General features: G+C 29.8%; 22 protein-coding genes. 11 read left to right on the top strand and 11 right to left on the bottom strand.

Features of this window, described 5'->3' with window-relative positions:
* Positions 1-20: 20 nt before the first annotated feature.
* On the top strand, positions 21-974 hold the full coding sequence (locus tag AQ1685_RS12900; protein ID WP_095072763.1) for an acetyl-CoA carboxylase carboxyltransferase subunit alpha: 954 nt from the start codon (positions 21-23) through the stop codon (positions 972-974).
* 163 nt (positions 975-1137) lie between these two features.
* Here AQ1685_RS12900 and AQ1685_RS12895 read toward each other — a convergent pair whose 3' ends face one another.
* From AQ1685_RS12895 to AQ1685_RS12875, 5 genes are all read right to left on the bottom strand, one after another.
* A complete protein-coding gene (locus AQ1685_RS12895; protein ID WP_095072761.1) occupies positions 1138-1821 on the bottom strand; it encodes a response regulator in 684 nt (227 codons plus the stop codon).
* A gap of 2 nt (positions 1822-1823) precedes the next feature.
* On the bottom strand, positions 1824-3731 hold the full coding sequence (locus AQ1685_RS12890; protein WP_095072759.1) for a tetratricopeptide repeat-containing sensor histidine kinase: 1908 nt from the start codon (positions 3729-3731) through the stop codon (positions 1824-1826).
* Positions 3732-3881: 150 nt separating this feature from the next.
* Positions 3882-4115 carry a hypothetical protein gene (locus AQ1685_RS12885; RefSeq protein WP_157730218.1) on the bottom strand — a complete coding sequence of 78 codons (234 nt, stop codon included), beginning with the start codon at positions 4113-4115 and terminating at the stop codon, positions 3882-3884.
* Between the two features lie 1393 nt (positions 4116-5508).
* Entirely contained in the window at positions 5509-6138 is a 630-nt protein-coding gene (locus AQ1685_RS12880; RefSeq protein ID WP_095072757.1) for a 7-carboxy-7-deazaguanine synthase QueE, read from the bottom strand.
* Positions 6110-6616, bottom strand: coding sequence for a RidA family protein (locus tag AQ1685_RS12875; RefSeq protein ID WP_095072755.1), 507 nt, complete (start codon positions 6614-6616; stop codon positions 6110-6112). Before AQ1685_RS12875 ends, AQ1685_RS12880 begins: the two co-directional genes overlap by 29 nt.
* A 121-nt stretch (positions 6617-6737) precedes the next feature.
* Between AQ1685_RS12875 and AQ1685_RS12870 the strand changes: the two genes are divergently transcribed.
* From AQ1685_RS12870 to AQ1685_RS12860, 3 genes are all read left to right on the top strand, one after another.
* The gene (locus tag AQ1685_RS12870; protein WP_095072751.1) at positions 6738-8261 is read left to right on the top strand and encodes a helicase HerA-like domain-containing protein; all 1524 of its coding nucleotides are present in this window, start codon (positions 6738-6740) and stop codon (positions 8259-8261) included.
* Between the two features lie 42 nt (positions 8262-8303).
* Positions 8304-8864: a hypothetical protein gene (locus tag AQ1685_RS12865; protein ID WP_095072749.1), complete on the top strand. Its 561-nt coding sequence runs from the start codon at positions 8304-8306 to the stop codon at positions 8862-8864.
* A gap of 87 nt (positions 8865-8951) precedes the next feature.
* The gene (locus AQ1685_RS12860; protein ID WP_095072748.1) at positions 8952-9932 is read left to right on the top strand and encodes a PLP-dependent cysteine synthase family protein; all 981 of its coding nucleotides are present in this window, start codon (positions 8952-8954) and stop codon (positions 9930-9932) included.
* A 535-nt stretch (positions 9933-10467) separates the two neighbouring features.
* On the opposite strand, the gene lipA is transcribed toward AQ1685_RS12860, so the two are convergent.
* The 5 genes from lipA to AQ1685_RS12835 all read right to left on the bottom strand — a co-directional run bounded on the left by lipA (position 10468) and on the right by AQ1685_RS12835 (position 13959).
* Positions 10468-11352 (bottom strand): lipoyl synthase, encoded by an 885-nt coding sequence (gene lipA, locus AQ1685_RS12855; protein WP_095072746.1) that lies wholly within the window; start codon positions 11350-11352, stop codon positions 10468-10470.
* A gap of 42 nt (positions 11353-11394) precedes the next feature.
* Positions 11395-11841 (bottom strand): hypothetical protein, encoded by a 447-nt coding sequence (locus tag AQ1685_RS12850; RefSeq protein ID WP_095072744.1) that lies wholly within the window; start codon positions 11839-11841, stop codon positions 11395-11397.
* A 118-nt stretch (positions 11842-11959) separates the two neighbouring features.
* Entirely contained in the window at positions 11960-13186 is a 1227-nt protein-coding gene (locus AQ1685_RS12845; protein WP_095072742.1) for an Nramp family divalent metal transporter, read from the bottom strand.
* Positions 13183-13743, bottom strand: a complete 561-nt coding sequence (locus AQ1685_RS12840; RefSeq protein ID WP_095072740.1) for an RNA polymerase sigma factor — start codon at positions 13741-13743, stop codon at positions 13183-13185. Before AQ1685_RS12840 ends, AQ1685_RS12845 begins: the two co-directional genes overlap by 4 nt.
* A gap of 12 nt (positions 13744-13755) precedes the next feature.
* A complete protein-coding gene (locus AQ1685_RS12835) occupies positions 13756-13959 on the bottom strand; it encodes a membrane or secreted protein (RefSeq protein WP_095072738.1) in 204 nt (67 codons plus the stop codon).
* A gap of 113 nt (positions 13960-14072) precedes the next feature.
* Between AQ1685_RS12835 and AQ1685_RS20590 the strand changes: the two genes are divergently transcribed.
* The 7 genes from AQ1685_RS20590 (at position 14073) to AQ1685_RS12805 (ending at position 19998) form a co-directional block, all read left to right on the top strand.
* A complete protein-coding gene (locus tag AQ1685_RS20590) occupies positions 14073-14201 on the top strand; it encodes a hypothetical protein (protein WP_262509583.1) in 129 nt (42 codons plus the stop codon).
* Between the two features lie 151 nt (positions 14202-14352).
* Positions 14353-15678 (top strand): sulfatase-like hydrolase/transferase, encoded by a 1326-nt coding sequence (locus AQ1685_RS12830; RefSeq protein ID WP_095072736.1) that lies wholly within the window; start codon positions 14353-14355, stop codon positions 15676-15678.
* Between the two features lie 2 nt (positions 15679-15680).
* Positions 15681-16448 (top strand): YHYH protein, encoded by a 768-nt coding sequence (locus AQ1685_RS12825; RefSeq protein WP_095072734.1) that lies wholly within the window; start codon positions 15681-15683, stop codon positions 16446-16448.
* Positions 16449-17012, top strand: a complete 564-nt coding sequence (locus AQ1685_RS12820; protein ID WP_095072731.1) for a toxin-antitoxin system YwqK family antitoxin — start codon at positions 16449-16451, stop codon at positions 17010-17012.
* Complete coding sequence (locus AQ1685_RS12815) at positions 16996-17655, top strand: SCO family protein (protein ID WP_095072730.1); 660 nt, start codon at positions 16996-16998, stop codon at positions 17653-17655. The genes AQ1685_RS12820 and AQ1685_RS12815 overlap by 17 nt, the downstream gene beginning before the upstream one ends.
* A gap of 113 nt (positions 17656-17768) precedes the next feature.
* Positions 17769-18836 (top strand): carboxypeptidase-like regulatory domain-containing protein, encoded by a 1068-nt coding sequence (locus AQ1685_RS12810; RefSeq protein ID WP_095072729.1) that lies wholly within the window; start codon positions 17769-17771, stop codon positions 18834-18836.
* Between the two features lie 109 nt (positions 18837-18945).
* A complete protein-coding gene (locus tag AQ1685_RS12805) occupies positions 18946-19998 on the top strand; it encodes an alpha/beta hydrolase family protein (RefSeq protein ID WP_095072727.1) in 1053 nt (350 codons plus the stop codon).
* Here AQ1685_RS12805 and murB read toward each other — a convergent pair whose 3' ends face one another.
* Complete coding sequence (murB, locus tag AQ1685_RS12800) at positions 19999-21006, bottom strand: UDP-N-acetylmuramate dehydrogenase (protein WP_095072726.1); 1008 nt, start codon at positions 21004-21006, stop codon at positions 19999-20001.
* Positions 21007-21011 lie beyond the last annotated feature (5 nt).

The following is a 21011-nucleotide window of genomic DNA, read 5'->3' as shown; positions in this document are numbered from 1 at the left end:
ATAAAATCAAACTTTAATAAATGGAATATTTAGATTTTGAAATGCCAATTAAGGACTTAGAGGATCAGTTGGCAAAATGTCATGATATTGGGAAAGAAAGTGAGATAGATGTTACTGAAACATGTAGTAAGATCGAAAAGAAGTTAGAAAAGGCAAAAAAAGATATTTATAAAAACTTAACTCCTTGGCAACGAGTTCAATTGTCTCGTCATCCTAACAGACCGTATACATTAGATTATATCAAAGCAATTTGTGGAGATACGTTTATGGAGTTGCATGGAGACAGAAATGTTCGTGACGACAAAGCTATGATTGGTGGTTTAGGAAAAATCGGAAATCAGTCTTTTATGTTTATCGGCCAACAAAAAGGATACAATACTAAAACGCGTCAGTATCGTAATTTTGGTATGGCAAATCCTGAAGGATACCGTAAAGCCTTACGTTTAATGAAAATGGCTGAGAAGTTTGGAATTCCTGTAGTAACATTGTTAGATACTCCAGGTGCTTATCCAGGTTTAGAAGCAGAAGAACGCGGTCAAGGTGAAGCCATTGCAAGAAATATTTTTGAAATGACTCGTTTAAAAACTCCAATCATTACTATTGTTATTGGTGAAGGAGCTTCTGGAGGAGCATTAGGTATTGGAGTAGGAGATCGTGTTTACATGATGGAAAATACTTGGTATACTGTAATTTCTCCTGAATCTTGTTCTTCTATTTTATGGCGTAGTTGGGAGTTTAAAGAGCAAGCTGCAGCTGCTTTAAAATTAACTGGTGATGATATGAAAAAGTTAAAACTTATTGACGGAATCATTACCGAACCAGTTGGCGGAGCTCATGCAAACAGACAAGGAGCTTTCGAAGCCGTTCAAGAGCAAATTTTAAAAGCTTTTGATGAATTAAAAGATTTAGATGAAGTTAGCTTAATTTCCAAAAGAATGGATAAATATGCTAATATGGGAGTTTACAAAGAATAGTAAGATTCCAAACTTTATACATAAAACAAAAAAACTCGCTAATGAATAGCGAGTTTTTTTGTTTTACAAGTAAAATTATATTTTAACTTCCGACTTCCGACTTCCGACTTCCGACTTCCGACTTCCGACTTCCGACTTCCGACTTCCGACTTCCGACTTCCGACTAAATAAATCCTTTATCTTTGGCTACATGAATTAATTCACGATCATCTGTGCTAGTAATATCAAAAATCTTTTTAAGCTGTCTTTTACGCTTTTCTATAGCTCTTAGCGATAAATGTACCATATCAGGTAAATCTTTCATCATAGTACCAATAGAAAGCTGATACATGATTTTTCGATCTACATCATCAATAAAATATTCGCTAGATACTTCATTACGCATAATTTTTGTTACTGTTTTACTATAAAACGGAGGATCGCAGAGAACTTCTTCTATAGCTTGTACTAATTGCGGAGGCGTAATGTCATTTTTTACTAAAAAGCCATCAGGATTAATATTTTTTAAAATACTATGAACTCTATAATTATCATTAAAAGTAGTAGAAACAATAATTCTTGTTTCTGGTAGCATTGCATTAATTTTAATACCCAAATCTTCACCAGAAAGTATAGTCCCATCTTTAGAAGCTGGCAAACGCATGTCTAAAAACACGATATCCAAATGATCATTATTTTTAGCGTAATCCTTTAAAATCTCACAGGCTGTATCACAATCATTGGCCATTGAAATATGAAAAGATACTCCATCTTTCTGATTTTCAATAAAAGTAAAGGCACTTTTGTAAGCTTCTGCGATTAGTGGGTGATCATCAATAATTAGGGCATTATACTTTTTTGCTATCATGCTTAGGTTATAGGTATTTTAATTTGCAAATGGGTTCCTTTATTAGGTTCAGATGTAAACGAAACGTTACCCAGTAATTTTGCAACTCTTGAATTAATATTTTTAATTCCTATTCCTTTTCTACTCTTTTTAGTATCAAAACCAACACCATCATCGGTGATTTGAATGACTAGTTTTTCGTTTTCATTCGAGAAAGCTAAAGTAACATTTTTTGCCTTTGCATGCTTAATAATATTCTGTAAAGCTTCCTGAATTATTCGATAAACATTGGCTTTAGTTACTTCACTAATATCATTCCAAACAATGGTGTCATCACTTTTAAAATGTGTAGTAAACTGACCAATAACACTTTTGTCTGAAAGCAGCTGTTTAATAATAGTGGTAAAGTTAATATTAGCATCATTAAAATTATCACTTAATTTATGAGAAACTTCACGAATTTCTTTTTCGATACTTTGCAATTCATCTAAATATGCCTGCTGTTTTTCTTGAGTATCAGTATTCATTTGCATACCTAAAAAGCCGAGATTAACTCTTGTACCAAATAACTTTCCTAAAATACCATCATGTAATTCAGCTGAAATTCTGTTACGTTCTTTAACGCGTTCTTCTTCTAATTTCGCTTGTTGCTGAAGTGTTAATACGTATACTTCTTCATTTGCTTTTTGCTGATCAGCTTCTAATTGAAGTTTCTCATTTCGTACTTTTTGTACACGTAAAAAGTAGAGCAGGGTAGAAATTAAAATAATACTAATACTACCACCGATAATCCATATCAATTGCTGACCTAAACGTTCTTTCTCTTCAATATGTTCATCAGTTTCAAACTCTATACGAGTAAATTTATTTTGAGCTTTACGCTCTACCGTAATTAAACTGTCATTATACTGAATATAACGATCTAAATATTTCTTAGAGTTTTTCTTATCTAAATTTGAAAGTTGTTTTAAAGATGTTAAATAATCTCTACCATTTTTTAATTCTTCAGCTAAGAGGTTTGCTTCCTTAGCATATTGTATAGCATTAATAGTATCTTTCATATAAGAATAATAATCTGAAATTCTAATTTTACTCATTAAAATTCCTGTTTTATTATTTAAACTATCTCTAATATGGAGAGCATGAAAGAAATCTTTTTTAACATTCAAAGTATCTTTCATTTGCAGTTTGCAAAATGCTCTATTATCTAATACTCTAGCTAAATGAATTTTAGTTATTTCTTTCGCTAAATTTTTTTCATAGAACTTTAAAGCGATTGAATATTTTTCCTTTTCAATATATATATTGGCTATGTTGTTTTCAATAAAATTAAATTTTACAGGTATTTTTTTTAATTTTTTTAAATGCTTTTTAGCCTTTTCATAATAATTAAGAGCTTTGTCATATTCTTTTATATCTTCTTGTAACCTTGCTAGGTGTACATAGCCAGTAAATAAAAATTTATGATTTTTTAATTCTTTTAATAACTTTATAGATTTAATATTTAATATTTCACTATGGTTATAATCTTTATATTCACCCTTTATTTTAGCCATTCCAAATAGAACTCTAGCCATTTCAAATTTAAAATTACCTTTATTAAAGGATTTAAAAGCGTTATTGAAATACTTGTATGCTTTCTGATTATTTTCCTTTGCAGCATAATAAGTCGCAAAATTCCAATAAGAATCACCAAGAGCATAGTCATTATTTAATTTTAATGAAGTTTCAACAGCTACTTTGTTTATTGAGAAAAAGTTAATAGAATCATTTAAATTATAAAATTCATAAGCTATTGAACTCAAATGAATTGGAGTTTCAAGTTTATTTTTTATAATAAATTTATAAGCTTTAGTTAATAAGTATTTTTTGCTAGATAAATCTAAGTTTTTATTTTTTGATTGATTAATCCAGCTTTGAATACTATCCAATTCATTTTGTTGATAAAATCCAAAAGAATTAATTATGGATAATTTTATAATTATAAAAAAAAGAAAAAAAGTTCTAATATGATTTTGTTTTTATTATAACAAAACTAAAAAAAACCTCTAACAATTAGCTAGAGGTCAGATAAAATTCTGTTAGTTTCCCTTTCCACCAGTATCTCCACCATTACCACTAGATCCTCCAGTGTAATCATTTCCATTTCCAGTTCCGTCGATAGGGATATTTATACTATCACCAAAGTCATCTGTATCTTCTACGTTTGAAGCATTGGTGGTTCGTGTGTTTGTCACGAGATTTTCTGTGTTATCTGTACAACTTACGGTAAATACAAATACGACAATACATAGCAAAAATTTTAAATTTCTCATAATTCAATTTTTAGTGTTTAATAATAGTTTTCTGAACCACATTTAGCGGCGTACATAGCTGATCGAATGTTCTTTTCGATGTTTCGTATCGGTTAAACCGAGACATAGATTTCCCATCCCGAGTTTTCAGGTGGTATTTTGTAGAATTGAATTGATATAAAAATCAATCCACAAAGACTAGGAACTACCAAGGCCTATTGAGTTTAGACTTCAGGAAATTCTACAGTTTTAATAAATAAGGAAGCGTTTTTGCAATTTTTATAAGTAACGCTAGCTGATTTTTTAATTAAATTACATTTGGTATACTTTATACCAAACTAATTTTTAGCCAATGTTACGTTTCAATGAGTAAACGTCCTTTTTCGTTTAGAATTAGCAATATTATTTTTTTCATAATTTTAACAATTTCTCTTATACATAAGATACAAAAAATAAATGATGTTACCAAGTTTTTCGTTGTTTTCTTAACCTTTAATTTTAAAAAAAGTTAAACTAAAAAAGGCATCTTTTAAATAAGATGCCTTTTGAATATATAAACGATACTTTGTTTTACTATTGTACCAAATTTTTCATATTACAAAAAACATCATAATGCATTTTTAAATCAAAGCGAACACCTCTAACTGGTAAATTCTTACTGCTAATTTGCATAAAATGTGTTTTCATTTTTTTTTAATAATAATGAGATTTCTCTCGTTTAATTACACGACAAATATATAATGTTTTTTGATAATTACAAATAAAAATTAAAAATAAATTACTGGTTATTAGTTGTTTAGGTTGTTTTTAAGCAAGAGAGTTCTTGTCCGGATATTTTCCAGATATTTTAACTAATGTTTACTTAATGAAACAACTTTTCAGTGTTTAAAACTTTCAACCTTTATGTATTTTTTTATCTATTTATCATGTATTACTGTATTAAAAAAGGCGTCAGATATGAATCGGACGCCTTTTATATATTGTTATACTAACATTTATACTAGTATAAATGCATAGTGTAATTTCTTTTGTTCCGATTTTTTACGAATTGATCACCAATTCTTGTTATAACACGTAAGCTATTAGTAACTGACATATGTGTATGTAAAATCATTTTATTCATCTGTCACAAATATACGAAATAAAACCAATATGTTAAAAACTGTTAAAACAAGTGCTTTTTTAAAAAGTGCGGGTGACCCACACCAAAAGTGTGGGTCACCCGTACCAGTGTAAGAAATGTGTGTAATATCTTTGTCAACGTTAAAAGTCCTTATATATAAGGTAATGGGTATAAAAAACAATTTATACCATAGTCGTTCGGGGGAAATTCTATGGAAGAAAAACACTTAGCTTAAAAAGGAGGAAAATTGTTTGAAACTAAAAAACGTCCAAGGTTGGACGTTTTTTTAGTTTATGGTATATTTAAGTATTTGTGTGTTTGTAAGGAAATTTTCCATTTAGGATGATTCATTACATAATCTATAATTAAAGGAATCATTTTATCTCGCTTGCTCCACTCAGGTTGTAAATAAAGCTTACAGTTATTATTAACTTTTGCGGCTTGTTCTTCAGCAAACTCAAAATCATTTTTATTGTGAATGATCATTTTGAGTTCGTCGGCTTCCTCATAAGCTTTATGTAGAGGTAATTTTGTTTTTTTGGGAGATAAACAAAACCAATCCCAAACGCCAGAGAATTTGTAAGCTCCAGAAGTTTCTATGTGTGTTTTCATTCCTTTAGCTTGCAATTGTTTAGTAATATAATCTAAACTCCACATTAAAGGTTCTCCACCAGTAACAACAACAGTTTCTGCGTATTTTTTAGCATTGGTAACTATTTGATCTGTTAAAGTTGGTGGGTGTAAATTTGCATCCCAACTTTCTTTAACATCACACCAATGACAACCAACATCACAACCACCAATTCTAATAAAATAAGCTGCTGTTCCCGTATGGGCTCCTTCACCTTGTATGGTATAAAATTCTTCCATTAAAGGAAGCATTTCTCCTTTTTTAATTAACTCTTGCGTCTTTAAATCCATCTGCTTTTACCGCTATTACATCAATCTCAATTTTTGCCCCTACGAGCAAACCGGCTGCAAATGTAGTTCTTGCAGGCTTATTTTTAGGGAAATATTCACGAAAAATTTTATTAAACGCCGCAAAATCATCTGTAGTAGATAAAATTACGGTACATTTTACTACATGTTCTAAATCTGAACCGTGTGCTGCTAAAACAGCTTTTATATTTTCTAAAGTTTGTCTTGTTTCCGGACCAATACCTCCTTCAGGTAATTTTTTAGTTTCAGGATTAATACCAACCTGACCTGCTAAATACAATGTATTACCAACTTCAACAGCATCTGAAAAAGGAGCATTTTTTTTACGTTCTAATTTAGAACTATGAAAGATTAAGTCTTCTTTTTCATTAGGTGTTTTGATATGATTTGTACTATCATTTGTAGTACAAGAAGAAATAAGTATTATAATAGTTAAAGTTAAGATATTCAGTAATTTCATATGAAAGTATTTAGTTGAATTACAAATTTACTCAAAACAGAAAGAAAGTTCCTTAAAATTATTATGCTCTACTTTTTGAAATGCTGATATTAATAGTATTTTTATCAAAAAATAATAAAAGATGAGTCAAACGGAGTCTTTCTTCAATTACATAAATGAAGGGTACAAATGCAAAGGAGATTTTATTACGTTGGGTGCAGGTATGTTAGGAGAAGAAACTGCAACTAACGCTTTAGTAAATATACCTTTAAAAACGCTTAACAGACATGGGTTAATTGCTGGTGCCACAGGTACGGGTAAAACTAAAACGTTACAGATTTTAGCAGAAAATATGTCTGAGAAAGGTATTCCCGTTTTATTAATGGATGTAAAAGGTGATTTGAGTGGATTGGCACAGCCTAGTCCTGGACATCCAAAAATAGATGAACGTCACGAGAAAATTGGTATTCCGTTTGATGCTAAAAAATTTCCAATAGAAATTTTATCAATATCTGAACAAGATGGAGTTCGTTTACGAGCAACAGTTTCTGAATTTGGTCCAGTTCTATTGTCTAGAATTTTAGATTTAACAGAAACACAATCAGGAATTGTAGCTATCATTTTTAAATATTGTGATGATAATCAATTACCTCTTTTAGATCTTAAGGATTTTAAAAAAATGCTCCAATTTATTACTGCGGAAGGAAAAGAAGAAATTTCTGCAGAGTATGGTAGAATTTCAACTTCTAGTACTGGAGCAATTTTAAGAAAAATTGTAGAATTAGAACAACAAGGCGGAGAGTTATTTTTCGGTGAAAAATCGTTTGAAGTTGATGATTTAACCAGAGTTGATGAAAATGGTAGAGGTGTAATATCTGTACTAAGATTAACTGATATTCAAGATAAACCGAAGCTGTTTTCAACGTTTATGTTACAATTATTAGCTGAAGTTTACGAAACATTTCCTGAACAAGGTGATAGTGGTAGACCAGAGTTAATTATTTTTATAGATGAAGCACATTTGGTTTTTGATGAAGCTTCAAAAGCATTATTAAGTCAAATAGAAAGTATTGTTAAATTAATACGATCAAAAGGTATAGGATTATATTTTGTAACTCAGAACCCTAAAGACGTTCCAGAAGATGTTTTGGCTCAGTTAGGTATGAAAGTACAGCATGCTTTACGTGCATTTACTGCAAAAGACCGAAAAGCATTAAAGTTAGCAGCGGAGAATTACCCTGATTCAGATTTTTACAATACAAGTGAAGTTTTAACTCAGTTAGGTATTGGTGAAGCTTTTGTAACTGTTTTAAATGAAAAAGGTATTCCAACTCCTTTGGCAAGAACCATGCTAAGAGCTCCAATGAGTAGAATGGATATTTTAACAGAGAGAGAAATTCAAGAGGTTATAGGAAACTCTAAATTGGTTAAGAAGTACAACGATACTATTGATAGAGAAAGTGCATATGAATTATTAGGTGAGAAAATTGATAGTATCAACAAGAAAAAATCAGAGGAAGATAGAAGAAAAGAAGAAGAAAAGTTAAGTAGAAAAAGAAGTACTAGTAGTTCGAGGCGAAGTACACGTCAAAACCCTGTTGTAAAAGTATTAACAAGTGCTACATTTATTCGTGCTGTGTTTGGTATTTTAAAGAAAGTTATTTAAACTAAAGAGAGTAAATAAACGTTATATAAGAAACTAATTTAAATGAGAAAATTATTCAAAATCGTGTTGATTGTTTGTGTTGCGATTGCAAGTACACAGTGTAGTAAAGATAAATACACGATTGCTAAAGGAAAAGTAGGGCAAATCACAAAAGAAACTACAATGCAAGATTTAGAGAATATTTTTGCAAAAGATTCTATTGTTAAAATTTTGAGCGAAGGTGCCAAAGGAAATTATTATTTCCAAGATGATGATGAATATCAAATTTTTGAAAAAGGAGGAAAACACTTACTAACTATAGTACCAAGAGAACAGTTAGATTCTACTTCAACAATTAAAAGTATTGAATTGTTTGATGAGAGATTCAAAACTGTAAATGGATTGAATATACTTTCTACATTTAGAGATATAAATGCAAATAACGCAATTAGTAAAATTGAAACATCATTCTCTTCAGCCACTATTTTTATAGATGATTTAAATGCTACTATAGCTATAGATAAAGAAGAATTGGGTTTAAAAGAGTTTAATATGAAGAAAGTAAGTATTGAGCAAATACCTGATTTAGCAAAGATTAAATCCTTCATTGTTTGGTTCAATTAAAATATACAAATCCCGATTTATCGGGATTTTTTATTGGCTTTATATTATCGTTAGATAAACCTATATTTGCAAAGCAAACTTAACGAAATGAAATACGCAAAGAATATTCTAGAGACTATTGGAAATACTCCTTTAGTTAAGATAAATACATTAGCTGAAGAGCTGCCTTGTTTGGTTTTATCTAAATATGAAACATTTAATCCAGGAAATTCTGTTAAGGATAGAATGGCTTTAAAAATGATTGAAGACGCAGAAGCAGACGGAAGATTAAAGCCAGGAGGAACAATTATTGAGGGTACTTCAGGAAATACAGGAATGGGATTAGCTTTAGCTGCAATTGTAAAGGGATACAAATGTGTATTTGTAATGGCAGATAAGCAGAGTAAAGAAAAGATAGATATTTTAAAAGCAGTAGGAGCAGAGGTTGTTGTTTGTCCTACAAATGTAGAGCCAGATGATCCTAGAAGTTATTATTCGGTTTCAAAAAGGTTAGCAGAGGAGACAGAAAATGCTTGGTATGTTAATCAATACGATAACCCAAGTAATGCAAAAGGACACTATGAAAGTACGGGTCCTGAAATTTGGGAACAAACAGAAGGAAAAATTACCCATTTTGTAGTTGGTGTAGGTACTGGAGGAACTATTTCTGGTGTTGGAAAATATTTGAAAGAACAAAATCCAGATGTTAAAGTTTGGGGTATAGATACTTATGGTTCTGTATTTAAAAAGTATCATGAAACTGGTATTTTTGATGAAAATGAAATTTATCCTTACGTAACTGAAGGTATTGGAGAAGATATTTTACCAAAAAATGTTGACTTTAGTATTATTGATGGATTTACAAAGGTTACAGATAAAGATGCTGCGGTTTATACACAGTTATTAGCTAAAAAAGAAGGAATGTTTTTAGGAAACTCTGCAGGAGCAGCAATGAAAGGTCTTTTGCAGTTAAAAGAACATTTTAATGAAGACGATGTAGTTGTGGTTTTATTCCATGATCATGGAAGTCGTTATGTTGGAAAAATGTTCAACGACGAATGGATGAAAAAAATGGGATATTTAGAATAAGGATTAATAAATGATTCAGCCATTTTGTGGAAGTCCAGAAGGGATATTTGGTTTTTTATTTATTATATTGATTTTTAGCACTCCTGTGGCAATATTTGTCGTAATTGCTAATATTTTTCTTAAAGATACTGAATTCTACAAAAAACGAGTATTTAATAGCTTTAGGAAGACTTTATATTTTACTGTTTTAATCCTTATAGCGTTATTACTTTACATGATATTCACAATAGGTTTTTAAATCAAAAAACAATAGAGAATATATCAAAGCCACCTATGAAAGGTGGTTTTTTATTTTTGTAACAAAGTATTTATGTAAGTATTATAAAAATCAAAAGCCATCTCTATGAGACGGCTTCTGTTAATCAACTAATTCAAATAATTTACACAATGAAAACAATTATTGTTTACACGATAATTAGTTTTCAATTACTGTGCCAAAATTATGAATTATAACTGTAAGTTTTTTGTTTTATTTTATAGTTTACAATTTTTTAACTTTAAAAAACTGTTTTGTTAAGGAATTCACAATAAAACATTAGCTAGCATGTTTATGTGCCTTGTACGATGAACGTACTAAAGCTCCACTCTCTACATACATAAAGCCCATTTCTTTACCAAGTTCTTCATATTTTTTGAACTGATCTGGTGTAATAAATTCTTTAACAGGTAAATGTTTTTTGGTAGGCTGTAAATATTGCCCTATAGTTATAACATCTAAACCAACATTTCTTAAATCTGTCATAGTTTGTATTACTTCCTCTTCAGTTTCACCCAAACCAAGCATCATACCTGATTTGGTTCTCATTCCATTTTCCTTCAAGTATTTTAAAACTCCTAAACTTCTATCATATTTTGCTTGAATTCTAACTTCACGTGTTAATCTACGAACGGTTTCCATGTTGTGAGAAACAACTTCAGGGTGAACTTCTATAATACGATCAATTAGTTTTTCATTCCCTTGAAAATCTGGAATTAAAGTTTCTAAAGTAGTATTCGGATTTGCTCTTCTGATAGCTTGTACAGTTTCAGCCCAAATTATAGAGCCTCCATCTTTCAAATCATCACGATCTACAGAAGTAATTACAGCATGCTTAATATTCATGATTTTTATAGAACGAGCTACCTTTTCTGGTTCATCCCATTCTACCGTTTCAGGTCTTCCTGTTTTTACTCCACAAAACCCACAAGATCTTGTACAGATGTTCCCTAAAATCATAAATGTAGCAGTACCTTCTCCCCAACATTCTCCCATGTTAGGACAACTACCACTTGTACATATTGTATTAAGTTTATATTTATCAACTAAGCCACGAAGTTCTGTGTATTTTTTACCCACAGGTAATTTAACACGTAACCATTTTGGTTTTTTTACTCTCTCACTAGGTGGGTTAGTAATTGTTGTAGCTAAATTATCAGACATTCTATTATAAATTTGAATTACAAATTTACGAAGAAATGTTTGTTATTGCATAATATCTAGTTCAGTTGCTTTATCAATAGCCATTTGTAGTGCACCGTCGTTAGTTTTTACAAGCGATACAATTCTTCCAATCTTTTCTAAATCATCTCTATTAGGGCTCCAAAAAGTAATACCGCTAACTTCTACATTCATTTCTAAACCATCAATTAAATCGCTTCCTCCAACTTTAAATGCACCATAAATAATTCCTAACCAAGAAGGACCACCTCCATGATAACCACTAGCTTGAAGATCTTTAGCTAGAGAGTCTTTCTCATAAATGTCGTGATAATCGTAACGGAATTTCCCATTTTGCTGTTGTAACACACCCGTGAAATGCAAATCTTTTGTATTCAAAGCATTTTTAAAATCTTCTCCTTGAGAAAAAGAATTATGAACGGATAATAGAACAGTTAATAATAAAACTGCTTTAATAATAACGTTTTTCATTTGTTTTTAAATATTGGGGTTTTATTTGCTCCGATAGAAATAAATCAAAAAGCATGCTAATTTAATTTTTTTTCCGTTTTTTTTTAAATTTTTTAAGAAAAAATAAAAACAAACCAGGTTAATAGCTTGTAATAAAGGTTTTTAAATACCATAAACTGAACGATAAAAGGAAGATAAAACCTAAAATACTAACAATTTTTAAGAATAAATTAGGTTGAGATGTTTTTGGAGTATGGGAACTCGTAATCAATTTAAAATTAAGAAAAGCAAATATAGGAGCTGTTAAAAAAGAGAAGATTGTAGCTATTTTTACTAAGGTAAGCATGCTACTTTTAAAGAAAGTTAAAATAATGCAAGTACCAATTAGTAGAAAAAGTATCCAGAACCAATAATTAAATTTTTTGAAACCAAATAACTCAGCACTTTTACTCATCGCTCTTGGTGAAGCATCTAATGTTGTAATAGTAGTACTAAACATAGTTGTAAAAGCTGCTATACCAATAATTATTTTAGAATAATTTCCTAGATTTTTAGTATATAAATCTATTAACTGAATAGCAAATTTTCCTCCACTAGAAGAAAAAGTTTCTCCTGTGTTAAACATGACCAAAGTTCCAAGTAAAATAAAACAGATTCCTAAAAATAAAGTTCCTAAGTATCCAACGTTAAAATCAAAAATTGATTTTTTAACTGTAATTTTTTCTGAAGTTGTTTTGCTTTTTTCAACAGACCAAAGTGAATGCCATATAGAAATATCCAATGGAGCTGGCATCCAACCTAAAAAAGCGATTAAAAAACTTATTTCTAGGGCGTTTTTAGGTAATATTTGTTGAAAAGAATAGTTAGATTCATTTTTTAAAAAAGCAATACTTACAGCGAGTAATGTGCTAATGGTGAGAAATAAAATAATGTATTTAATAAATTTATCTAAGAACGAATATTTACCAAATAATAAAATGATAATAATTACAATTAAGAGTATGTAAGACCAATAAACTAAATTATGAGTAATACCAAAAAGTTGACTAGCTAATCCGGCAGTTACTATAGTCACTGCTGCTTGAATAGTAAACATGGTTACAAAATTTACAACCATATATAATATTAAATAAGGTTTTCCTAGCTTCTTATAACCATCTAGTAAACTTTCACCTGTTGCGGAAGCGTATTGTGGACCGAATCTAAAAAATGGATATTTAAAAAGGTGAACTACTATTATAGCCCATAATAATCCAAGACCATAATCAGCGCCAGCTCTTGTTGCTTGTACTAAATGTGATACTCCAATTGCAGCTCCAGCAAAAAGTAATCCTGGACCAAGTACATTTAGTATCGACTTTTTCATACATCACTTTTTTTGATGATTTCTGCTAGTAATTTCTTAGCTCTCAAGAGCTTTACTTTAACATTGTTTATAGGTTCATCAATATGCGATGAGATTTCTTTGTAAGAAAGTTCCTGGAAAAAACGTAAGTTGATTACTTCTTGATACTTAGGTTTTAGCTTTTTTATATCTCTTAAAAGCTTAGCTAAATTTTGTTCTTTTATAATTTTGTCTTCAGGCGAAGGTGTGTCATCAACAATATCATAAATTTTATCTTCATCTGCTGTAGAAGCTTTAAATTGAATTGATGATTTTCGTTTTCTTATAAGATCTTGATATAAGTTCTTAGAAATAGCTATTAACCAAGTATTAAACTCATACTCTTCGTTGTAAAGATGAATTTTGTTAAAAGCTTTTGCAAAAGTTTGGATGGTAATATCTTCTGCATCATTTTCGTTACCTGTATTTTTTAACTGATAACCATAAACACTACCCCAATAGAAATCCAAAAGGTAATTGAAAGCAACTTGATTGCCTTTTTTTGCTTGATCTATATGTGTAAGGATTTCCTTTTTTATGAGATTGTTTTTTTATTGATGTTGAGGTTCATTACAAGTATCAAATTGATCTGGTGTTTTACCACAAAAGCCACATGCTTCACCAGTTTTGTTCAACATCGGATTTTGACTTGCGCATGTTCCAGCAAATTCACCATCTTTTTTTGCCCAAATCTTAATAGCAATTCCACCGAATGCTAAAGCTAATAATCCTATTGTTAAAAAAATTAATTTCATAAAAATATTTTTGTGCTACAAAGATACGTAAACTAATTTTTAAAATAGTTAGTGACTTTTTGAAAAAGAAAGTGTCATACATAGTGTAAGTTAAAAAATTAAATCCCTCAGTCATGAAAGAATTTTTAGTGAAGAGTTTAAATAGTTTGATAGGTTTTATAACAGAAGGATACAATAAAGATTTAAAACCTAACTATATTAAAGTAAAGAGTAATTCCCATAAAACTAGATTTAAAAATTAATCTGTTTTTCTAGAAAATCTAACATATAAATCAATTTTTAATCTAATATAACATGTTTAAATTCAGTTATATTAGATTTTTTTTTGTAAATTATTTAGCGAATTTTTAAACCTTTTTAATTCTTCACGGTCTAAAAATAAAAGTACGATACATGAGATTGATTTTATCCCCAATACTATTAGTACTATTAGTACTATTAGTACTGATTACTTCTTGTAGTAAAGATAATGTAGATACAGAATCGCCAATTGATTCTAATCCAGTAACTACAAAACCTAATATTTTATTAATCATAGCCGATGATATGGGATTGGATGCAACGCCAGGTTATTCTGTCGGAAGTATTAAGCCTAATATGCCAAATCTTCAAAGTATGATTAATAATGGAGTTCGATTTGAAAATTTATGGTCTTATCCAACTTGTACTCCAACTAGATCAAGTATTTTAACTGGTAAATACGGTTTTAGAACTAGAGTAATGCAAGTAGATGATGAATTGTCTAATTCAGAAACTTCAATTCAAAAATATTTAAAAGATAATGGTGCTGGTTACCAAAATGCTGTTATAGGTAAATGGCATTTATCAAGAGATGCTAATCATCCAAACGAATTAGGCGTAGATTATTATGCAGGTTTATTGAATGGAGCTGTTACTTCTTACTGGAATTGGACTTTTACTGAAAATGGAGTTCAAAGTAACTCAACAGAATATACAACAACTAAATTCACAGATTTAGCTATAGATTGGGTTAAAGATCAAGATAATCCATGGTTTTTGTGGCTAGCTTACAATGCACCTCACACACCTTTTCATTTGCCACCAACCGAATTACATTCTCAAGGAAATTTACCAACAGATGAAGCGAGTATAGATGCTAATCCGCAACCATATTATATGGCAATGATAGAAGCGATGGACTCTGAAATAGGTCGCTTATTGAATTCCATGTCAGAGGAAGAAAGAAATAATACAGTTGTCATTTTTATTGGAGATAACGGAACTCCAAATCAAGTAGCTCAAGAATATAGAAGTAGAAGAGTTAAGGGAACAGTTTACCAAGGAGGTGTAAATGTGCCTATGATTGTATATGGTAAAGATGTAAATCGATTTAATGAAACAGAACCTGCATTAGTAAATACCACCGATTTATTTGCCACAATTGCAAATATAGCTGGAGTGAATGTAAGTACAATTAATGACAGTCGTAGTTTTTGGGATATAGTTTCTAATAATTCTGATACCAAAGTAAGAGATTATGGATATACAGAAATAGGTAGAGATTCTGGTTCAGAAGATATTACAGTAAGAAATGATAATTATAAATATATTCTTTTTTCCGATGGAACAGAAGCTTTTTACAATGTTTCCAGTGATTTTTTTGAGACGAATAACTTATTGAATAATTCCTCTCTAAGTACAACAGAACAAGCTGTTTTAATAGAATTAAAAAATGCAATTAATAACATAAAGAATTAATTATGAGAAATAGATATAAAACTTTAATAGGTAGTCTTTTAATTTTATTTGTATCATGCTCTTCAGACGAAGACAATAATACTCCAGATACACCTACAACACCCTCAGAAACTTATGATATAACAAGTGTGTTGTCTAAATTTGATAACGTACCAGGTGTTTCTTATGCAATAAACGGAGATGTTGTTGAAATTACTACCGATGATTTACCAAATCATGGAAGTCCTTATTGGGAACAAACAAATCCAATGTATGAAGCTTATAATGGAGATAATCCTAATTGGAGAAAAAATCCTAATTTAATTGAGAGTCAGAATATAGTTTTCACAATTCCTTTAAAACCACAAGAAGCTTCAAGTAATGCTGCAACACCTCTAGGTCCTATAGGTGTATCTGTAAATGGAATTGTCTTTTATAATCAATATGCTGGTCCTAATAACCAACCTTTAACTAATGAAATAGATTCTTTTGATCAATATTTAGGACATCCAGACGCAAGAGGAAATTATCATTATCATATAGAACCAACTTTTCTAACTGGTGTTCTGGGGAAATCAGGTTTTTTAGGATTATTAGCAGATGGTTTTCCTGTGTATGGACCAGAAGAAAATGGAAGTCCAGTTACAAATTCAGATTTAGATGAATTTCACGGACATGTTGGTGTAACTCCTGATTTTCCTAATGGAATTTATCATTACCACGTTACTTCAGAAGCTCCTTACATTAATGGAAATGGATACTTCGGTACTCCAGGAAACATTTCTCAATAAATGAAGAGATTTTTCTTAGTAATTTTTGTAGTGTTTTTATCTTGTAAAAAAGATGAAATTAAATATCAAGAAGAAGTTTTTAACACAACTGATTTTAAATTGGTCAATGGTGAACTCTTTTTGAAGCAAAACTTGTACTCAGGAAAATTAACTAAATACGATACTTTAAATAGATTAAAAACAATTTCTAATTACTTAAGAGGAAAGAAGGAAGGACAAGAATTAAAGTATTTAAATGATACCTTAAAAATAGAAGAACGATTTTATACGAAGGGAAAAAAGAGTGGTATTCATAATGGTTGGTGGCCTAATGGAAATAAAAGATTTGAATACCACTTCAATACCACAGGAGCTTACAACGGAGAAGTAAATGAATGGTATAAAAACGGTCAACAAATGAAGGCTTTTCATTTTGTAAAAGGAAAAGAAGAAGGTAAACAACAATTGTGGAGAGATGATGGAAGGATAAGAGCTAATTTCGTAACAAAAAATGGAGATCGTTTCGGGTTAATTGGTTTAAAAAAATGTTATACAGTAAATACAGTTAATGAAAGTTATAAATAGAACTATATTATGGATTTGCACTGCACTATTTTGTGTAAGTTGTAAAAAAGAAGTTAAAGTTGATAAAACAGTTACGTTACCTTTCTTTAATTCTGCTGTTTTTACTCCTGAATGGATTTCAGAAGATTCAAAAGAATACAATACTATTCATAAGATTGGAGATTTCAGTTTGATAAATCAAGAGGGAGAAACAATCACTAATGAAAATTATAAAGGTAAAATCTATGTAGCAGATTTTTTCTTTGTGAGTTGTCCAGGAATTTGTCCAGTTCTTGAAAAAAACATGAGTACGCTGCAAGAAAAGTATAAAAAAGATGCAGATGTCCAGTTATTATCGCATACGGTAATGCCTGTTAAAGATTCTGTTCCTGTGTTAAAACAATATGCTTTAGAAAATGGAATTGATTCTGAAAAATGGAATTTAGTAACAGGCGATAAAGAACTAATTTATGATTTGGCAAGAACGTCGTATTTTGCTGACGAAGATTTTGTGAAAACTCAAGACAAAGATGCTTTTATACATACAGAAAATTTTATTTTAGTTGATAAAAGAGGAAGAATAAGAGGTGTTTACAATGGTACAATTCAACTAGAAATAAAAAGATTAATCCGACATATCGATCTGTTGAAAAAAGAGATTTAGCATAAAAACTATTTGCGATTATTAAGAGGTAACTAATTTTAGTTACTTTTTTTATATAGTTTTGTTTTGGTAGTTAAATGAATAATTATTTGCTATCCAATAATTACAAGGCTATGAAAAGAAATAAAAGTTTTTTTATTGTACTCTCTCTTTCTATTTTCATTTTTACGAGATGTATTTCATTCAACAATGATAATCAACCACGAATTGAAGGTGATATAATTGATGAAGCAGGAAATCCAATAACGCATGTAGAACTATTTTACAGAGATTCTTTGATTTCAACAAAGACAGATGCTAATGGTCATTATCAATTTAATACATCAAGAACTCTTTTCTTAAAGTTTAAAAAAGAAGGATATCACACTAGATCTGCTAAAATTGAAAACTTTTCTGAAAATGAACAGTATCATTTCAGAGATGTTGTATTAAAGAAAAAAGGAACAAATACTATCGAATATGAGAAAATTTCTCTAAATAAAAAACACGAAAATGTACCTGCCGAATTCTCCGGAAAAGTAGAAAATCTTTTTTCCAATCCATTACAAAATGTAACAGTTACTTTAACAGACTCTCTTAAAAAAGAAAAAATAGTTTCATCACATTTTAGATTTAAAAAATATCGAACGAATTTTATATTAGAAAAAGAAGGTTACGATACAGTAGATGTTTCTATACCATATTATAAAAGTAAAGACCATAACATTACACTAATAAATAAAGATCAAAAGAAACAAGGTATTTATCTTGTAAAATCTAATGAACTAATACCTTTACCACAGGCTAAATTATTATATACAACCGAGAAAAAAATAGGAAGAATATTGTGGGGTGGAAATTTTGGATACAATATTAGAAAGTTTTTCTATCCTAAAAAAATAAAAGAATTTAAAATAGAAAAGGATAGTTTAATTCGTTTTATTGTTTTCGATCCTGTTTTTGCTTCGTATTTATACAAGGCAAAAGAGAATGATAATTATTTAGGCACGGCAGATTATAAATACAGTGCTTCTCCAATTTCAAAAGGATATGTAGATACTGAGGTGGTTTATCCAAATAAAGAATCTTTTTACTACAGAGGGAAAAATAAAGCTCGTGTAATAGAGTTTACTCCAGATTCAACGGGTAATTATGTTTTTATCAATTCACAAACTAAAAAGGGATACTATTTTTCATATTGAAGTCAACACTACTACAAAAATTATTTATAGTTAACGATTTGAAATTTTAATAAAATGCAACGTTTTAAAAAAAATTTAGTCTCTATTGTATGTTTAAATCTCATCATACATGAAATTGAAAATATTTAGCTTATTCTTATTTTTTAGTTATATAATTTCTTTTGCTCAAAGCGAAAGAAGAATTTTAAATTTTGATTTTGAAGGAATTAAACTTGAAGGAGTTTTCAATACTCCAAAGAATAAGAATCCGAAAGGTATAGTAATTATAGTACATGGTTCTGGGAAAACAAATGCGGTTCAACAAGAATGGCATCTTGATGTCAGAAATGCTATTTTAAAAGCTGGATATGCAACTTACATGTGGGATAAAATGGGTTGTGGTAAAAGTGAAGGTGTATTTAATTACAATCAATCTGTACAAAACAGCGCAGATGAGGTTATAGCAGCTATTAAGTCCTTAAAAAAGCAAAAGATTAAAGGTGCCGATAGGATAGGTTTGTGGGGAATTAGTAGAGCAGGGTGGATAAATCCTATTGTAATTAATAAATTTAAAAATATTAGTTTTTGGATATCTGTAAGTGGAGTAGGACCCAAAGAAAGTTTTGCGTATTTATTCAAAGAGAATTTAAAAACTGAAGGTGTAACTAAAGATTCTATACATATTTTACAGAACGAATTAAAAGAGAGTTATAGAATTACACATTCTGGCGGAAGTTTTAAAGACTATATGAATGCCACTAAAAATCTAAGAAAGAATAAGTTTTTAAAGAGATTTAATGAAGGAAGAGTTGTTACCGAAAAGGGATATCTAGCGTATCAAAAAGAGTTTATGAAAATGCCTTTTGATTATAAAACGAATCTTCAAATTTACGTTCAAGATTTTGAGTCAGAATTGTTAAAAATTAAATGTCCTGTTTTAGCTTTGTTTGGGGAAAAAGATACACAAGTTGATTGGAAGAAAACAAAAGCTTTGTATCAGAAAACTTTAGGAAAAACTACACATTTTACAACAAAATCATTTCCCAATTGTAACCATAATTTATTTACATGTAAAACCGGAGGGTTTTATGAGTTTCAAGATGACAATTTACCTTGGATAAGATCTGAAAACTTCTTGTCTACTATAACAAATTGGTTAAATAAAATTGAAGAGAAGATATAATTAGATAACATTCACTTCAATTTCTAAATCAATTTTAAAGTTCTCTTTGATAGTGTTTTGTATTTGTTGCGCAAGTTTATAAATATCTTTACCAGAAGCATTTCCATAGTTCACTAAAACTAAGGCTTGCTTTTCATGAACACCATAATCACCAAAACGTTTCCCTTTAAATCCACTTTGTTCAATTAACCAACCAGCTGGGACTTTAATTTCTTCATCAGAAACTGGATAACTAGGAATATTTGGGAATTGCTCTTTTAAATTCTCAAAAAGACTTATAGAAATCACTGGATTTTTAAAAAAACTACCGCTATTTCCAATTTCTTTAGGATCTGGTAGTTTTGACTGTCTAATCGCTATTACAGCATCAGAGACGTTTTTAATTGTAGGATTTGTAATGTTTTTAGAGGCAAGTTCAGTTTCAATAGCACCATAAGAAGTATTAAGCACATGATCTTTCTTTGTCAATTTAAAACTTACAGAAGTAATAATATACTTTCCTTTAACTTCATTCTTAAAAATAGAATTACGATAACCAAATTTACATTCAGTGTTCGAAAATTGAACTAGTTTTCCTGTTTCTATCGAAACAGCTTCTACTTTTGTAATTACATCTTTAACTTCAACACCATATGCACCAATATTTTGAATAGGACATGTACCTACATTACCTGGAATTAAAGATAAATTTTCAATTCCACCATAGTTTTGGTCAATACACCACAAAACAAAATCGTGCCAGTTTTCTCCTGAATTTACTGTAAGATAAACTGAGTTTTCATCTTCTCTATCAATACAAATTCCTTCGGTATTGATATGCACAACTAAATCATCAATATCTTTAGTCAATAACATATTGCTTCCTCCAGAAATTAAAAAAATAGATTTTTCCTTTACTACAAGTTGTTGCAGTTCATGAACAGAACGGATAGAAATAAAACGTTTGGCATTAACATCAATGCCAAACGTATTATAATTCTTTAGTGATATATTTTGTTGAATTTCCAAATGAA

This window comes from Tenacibaculum jejuense, assembly GCF_900198195.1.
Lineage (GTDB): Bacteria > Bacteroidota > Bacteroidia > Flavobacteriales > Flavobacteriaceae > Polaribacter > Polaribacter jejuensis.
Note: the sequence above shows the minus strand (reverse complement) of the source record. Positions and strands in the feature narration are given on the sequence as shown.

Coding starts and splice junctions, on each gene's coding strand:
- AQ1685_RS12900 (WP_095072763.1), top strand. CDS start 21: ATGGAATATTTAGATTTTGAAATGCCAATTAAGGACTTAGAGGATCAG.
- AQ1685_RS12895 (WP_095072761.1), bottom strand. CDS start 1,821: ATGATAGCAAAAAAGTATAATGCCCTAATTATTGATGATCACCCACTA.
- AQ1685_RS12885 (WP_157730218.1), bottom strand. CDS start 4,115: ATGAGAAATTTAAAATTTTTGCTATGTATTGTCGTATTTGTATTTACC.
- AQ1685_RS12880 (WP_095072757.1), bottom strand. CDS start 6,138: ATGGATTTAAAGACGCAAGAGTTAATTAAAAAAGGAGAAATGCTTCCT.
- AQ1685_RS12875 (WP_095072755.1), bottom strand. CDS start 6,616: ATGAAATTACTGAATATCTTAACTTTAACTATTATAATACTTATTTCT.
- AQ1685_RS12870 (WP_095072751.1), top strand. CDS start 6,738: ATGAGTCAAACGGAGTCTTTCTTCAATTACATAAATGAAGGGTACAAA.
- AQ1685_RS12865 (WP_095072749.1), top strand. CDS start 8,304: ATGAGAAAATTATTCAAAATCGTGTTGATTGTTTGTGTTGCGATTGCA.
- AQ1685_RS12860 (WP_095072748.1), top strand. CDS start 8,952: ATGAAATACGCAAAGAATATTCTAGAGACTATTGGAAATACTCCTTTA.
- lipA (WP_095072746.1), bottom strand. CDS start 11,352: ATGTCTGATAATTTAGCTACAACAATTACTAACCCACCTAGTGAGAGA.
- AQ1685_RS12850 (WP_095072744.1), bottom strand. CDS start 11,841: ATGAAAAACGTTATTATTAAAGCAGTTTTATTATTAACTGTTCTATTA.
- AQ1685_RS12845 (WP_095072742.1), bottom strand. CDS start 13,186: ATGAAAAAGTCGATACTAAATGTACTTGGTCCAGGATTACTTTTTGCT.
- AQ1685_RS12835 (WP_095072738.1), bottom strand. CDS start 13,959: ATGAAATTAATTTTTTTAACAATAGGATTATTAGCTTTAGCATTCGGT.
- AQ1685_RS20590 (WP_262509583.1), top strand. CDS start 14,073: ATGAAAGAATTTTTAGTGAAGAGTTTAAATAGTTTGATAGGTTTTATA.
- AQ1685_RS12830 (WP_095072736.1), top strand. CDS start 14,353: ATGAGATTGATTTTATCCCCAATACTATTAGTACTATTAGTACTATTA.
- AQ1685_RS12825 (WP_095072734.1), top strand. CDS start 15,681: ATGAGAAATAGATATAAAACTTTAATAGGTAGTCTTTTAATTTTATTT.
- AQ1685_RS12820 (WP_095072731.1), top strand. CDS start 16,449: ATGAAGAGATTTTTCTTAGTAATTTTTGTAGTGTTTTTATCTTGTAAA.
- AQ1685_RS12815 (WP_095072730.1), top strand. CDS start 16,996: ATGAAAGTTATAAATAGAACTATATTATGGATTTGCACTGCACTATTT.
- AQ1685_RS12810 (WP_095072729.1), top strand. CDS start 17,769: ATGAAAAGAAATAAAAGTTTTTTTATTGTACTCTCTCTTTCTATTTTC.
- AQ1685_RS12805 (WP_095072727.1), top strand. CDS start 18,946: ATGAAATTGAAAATATTTAGCTTATTCTTATTTTTTAGTTATATAATT.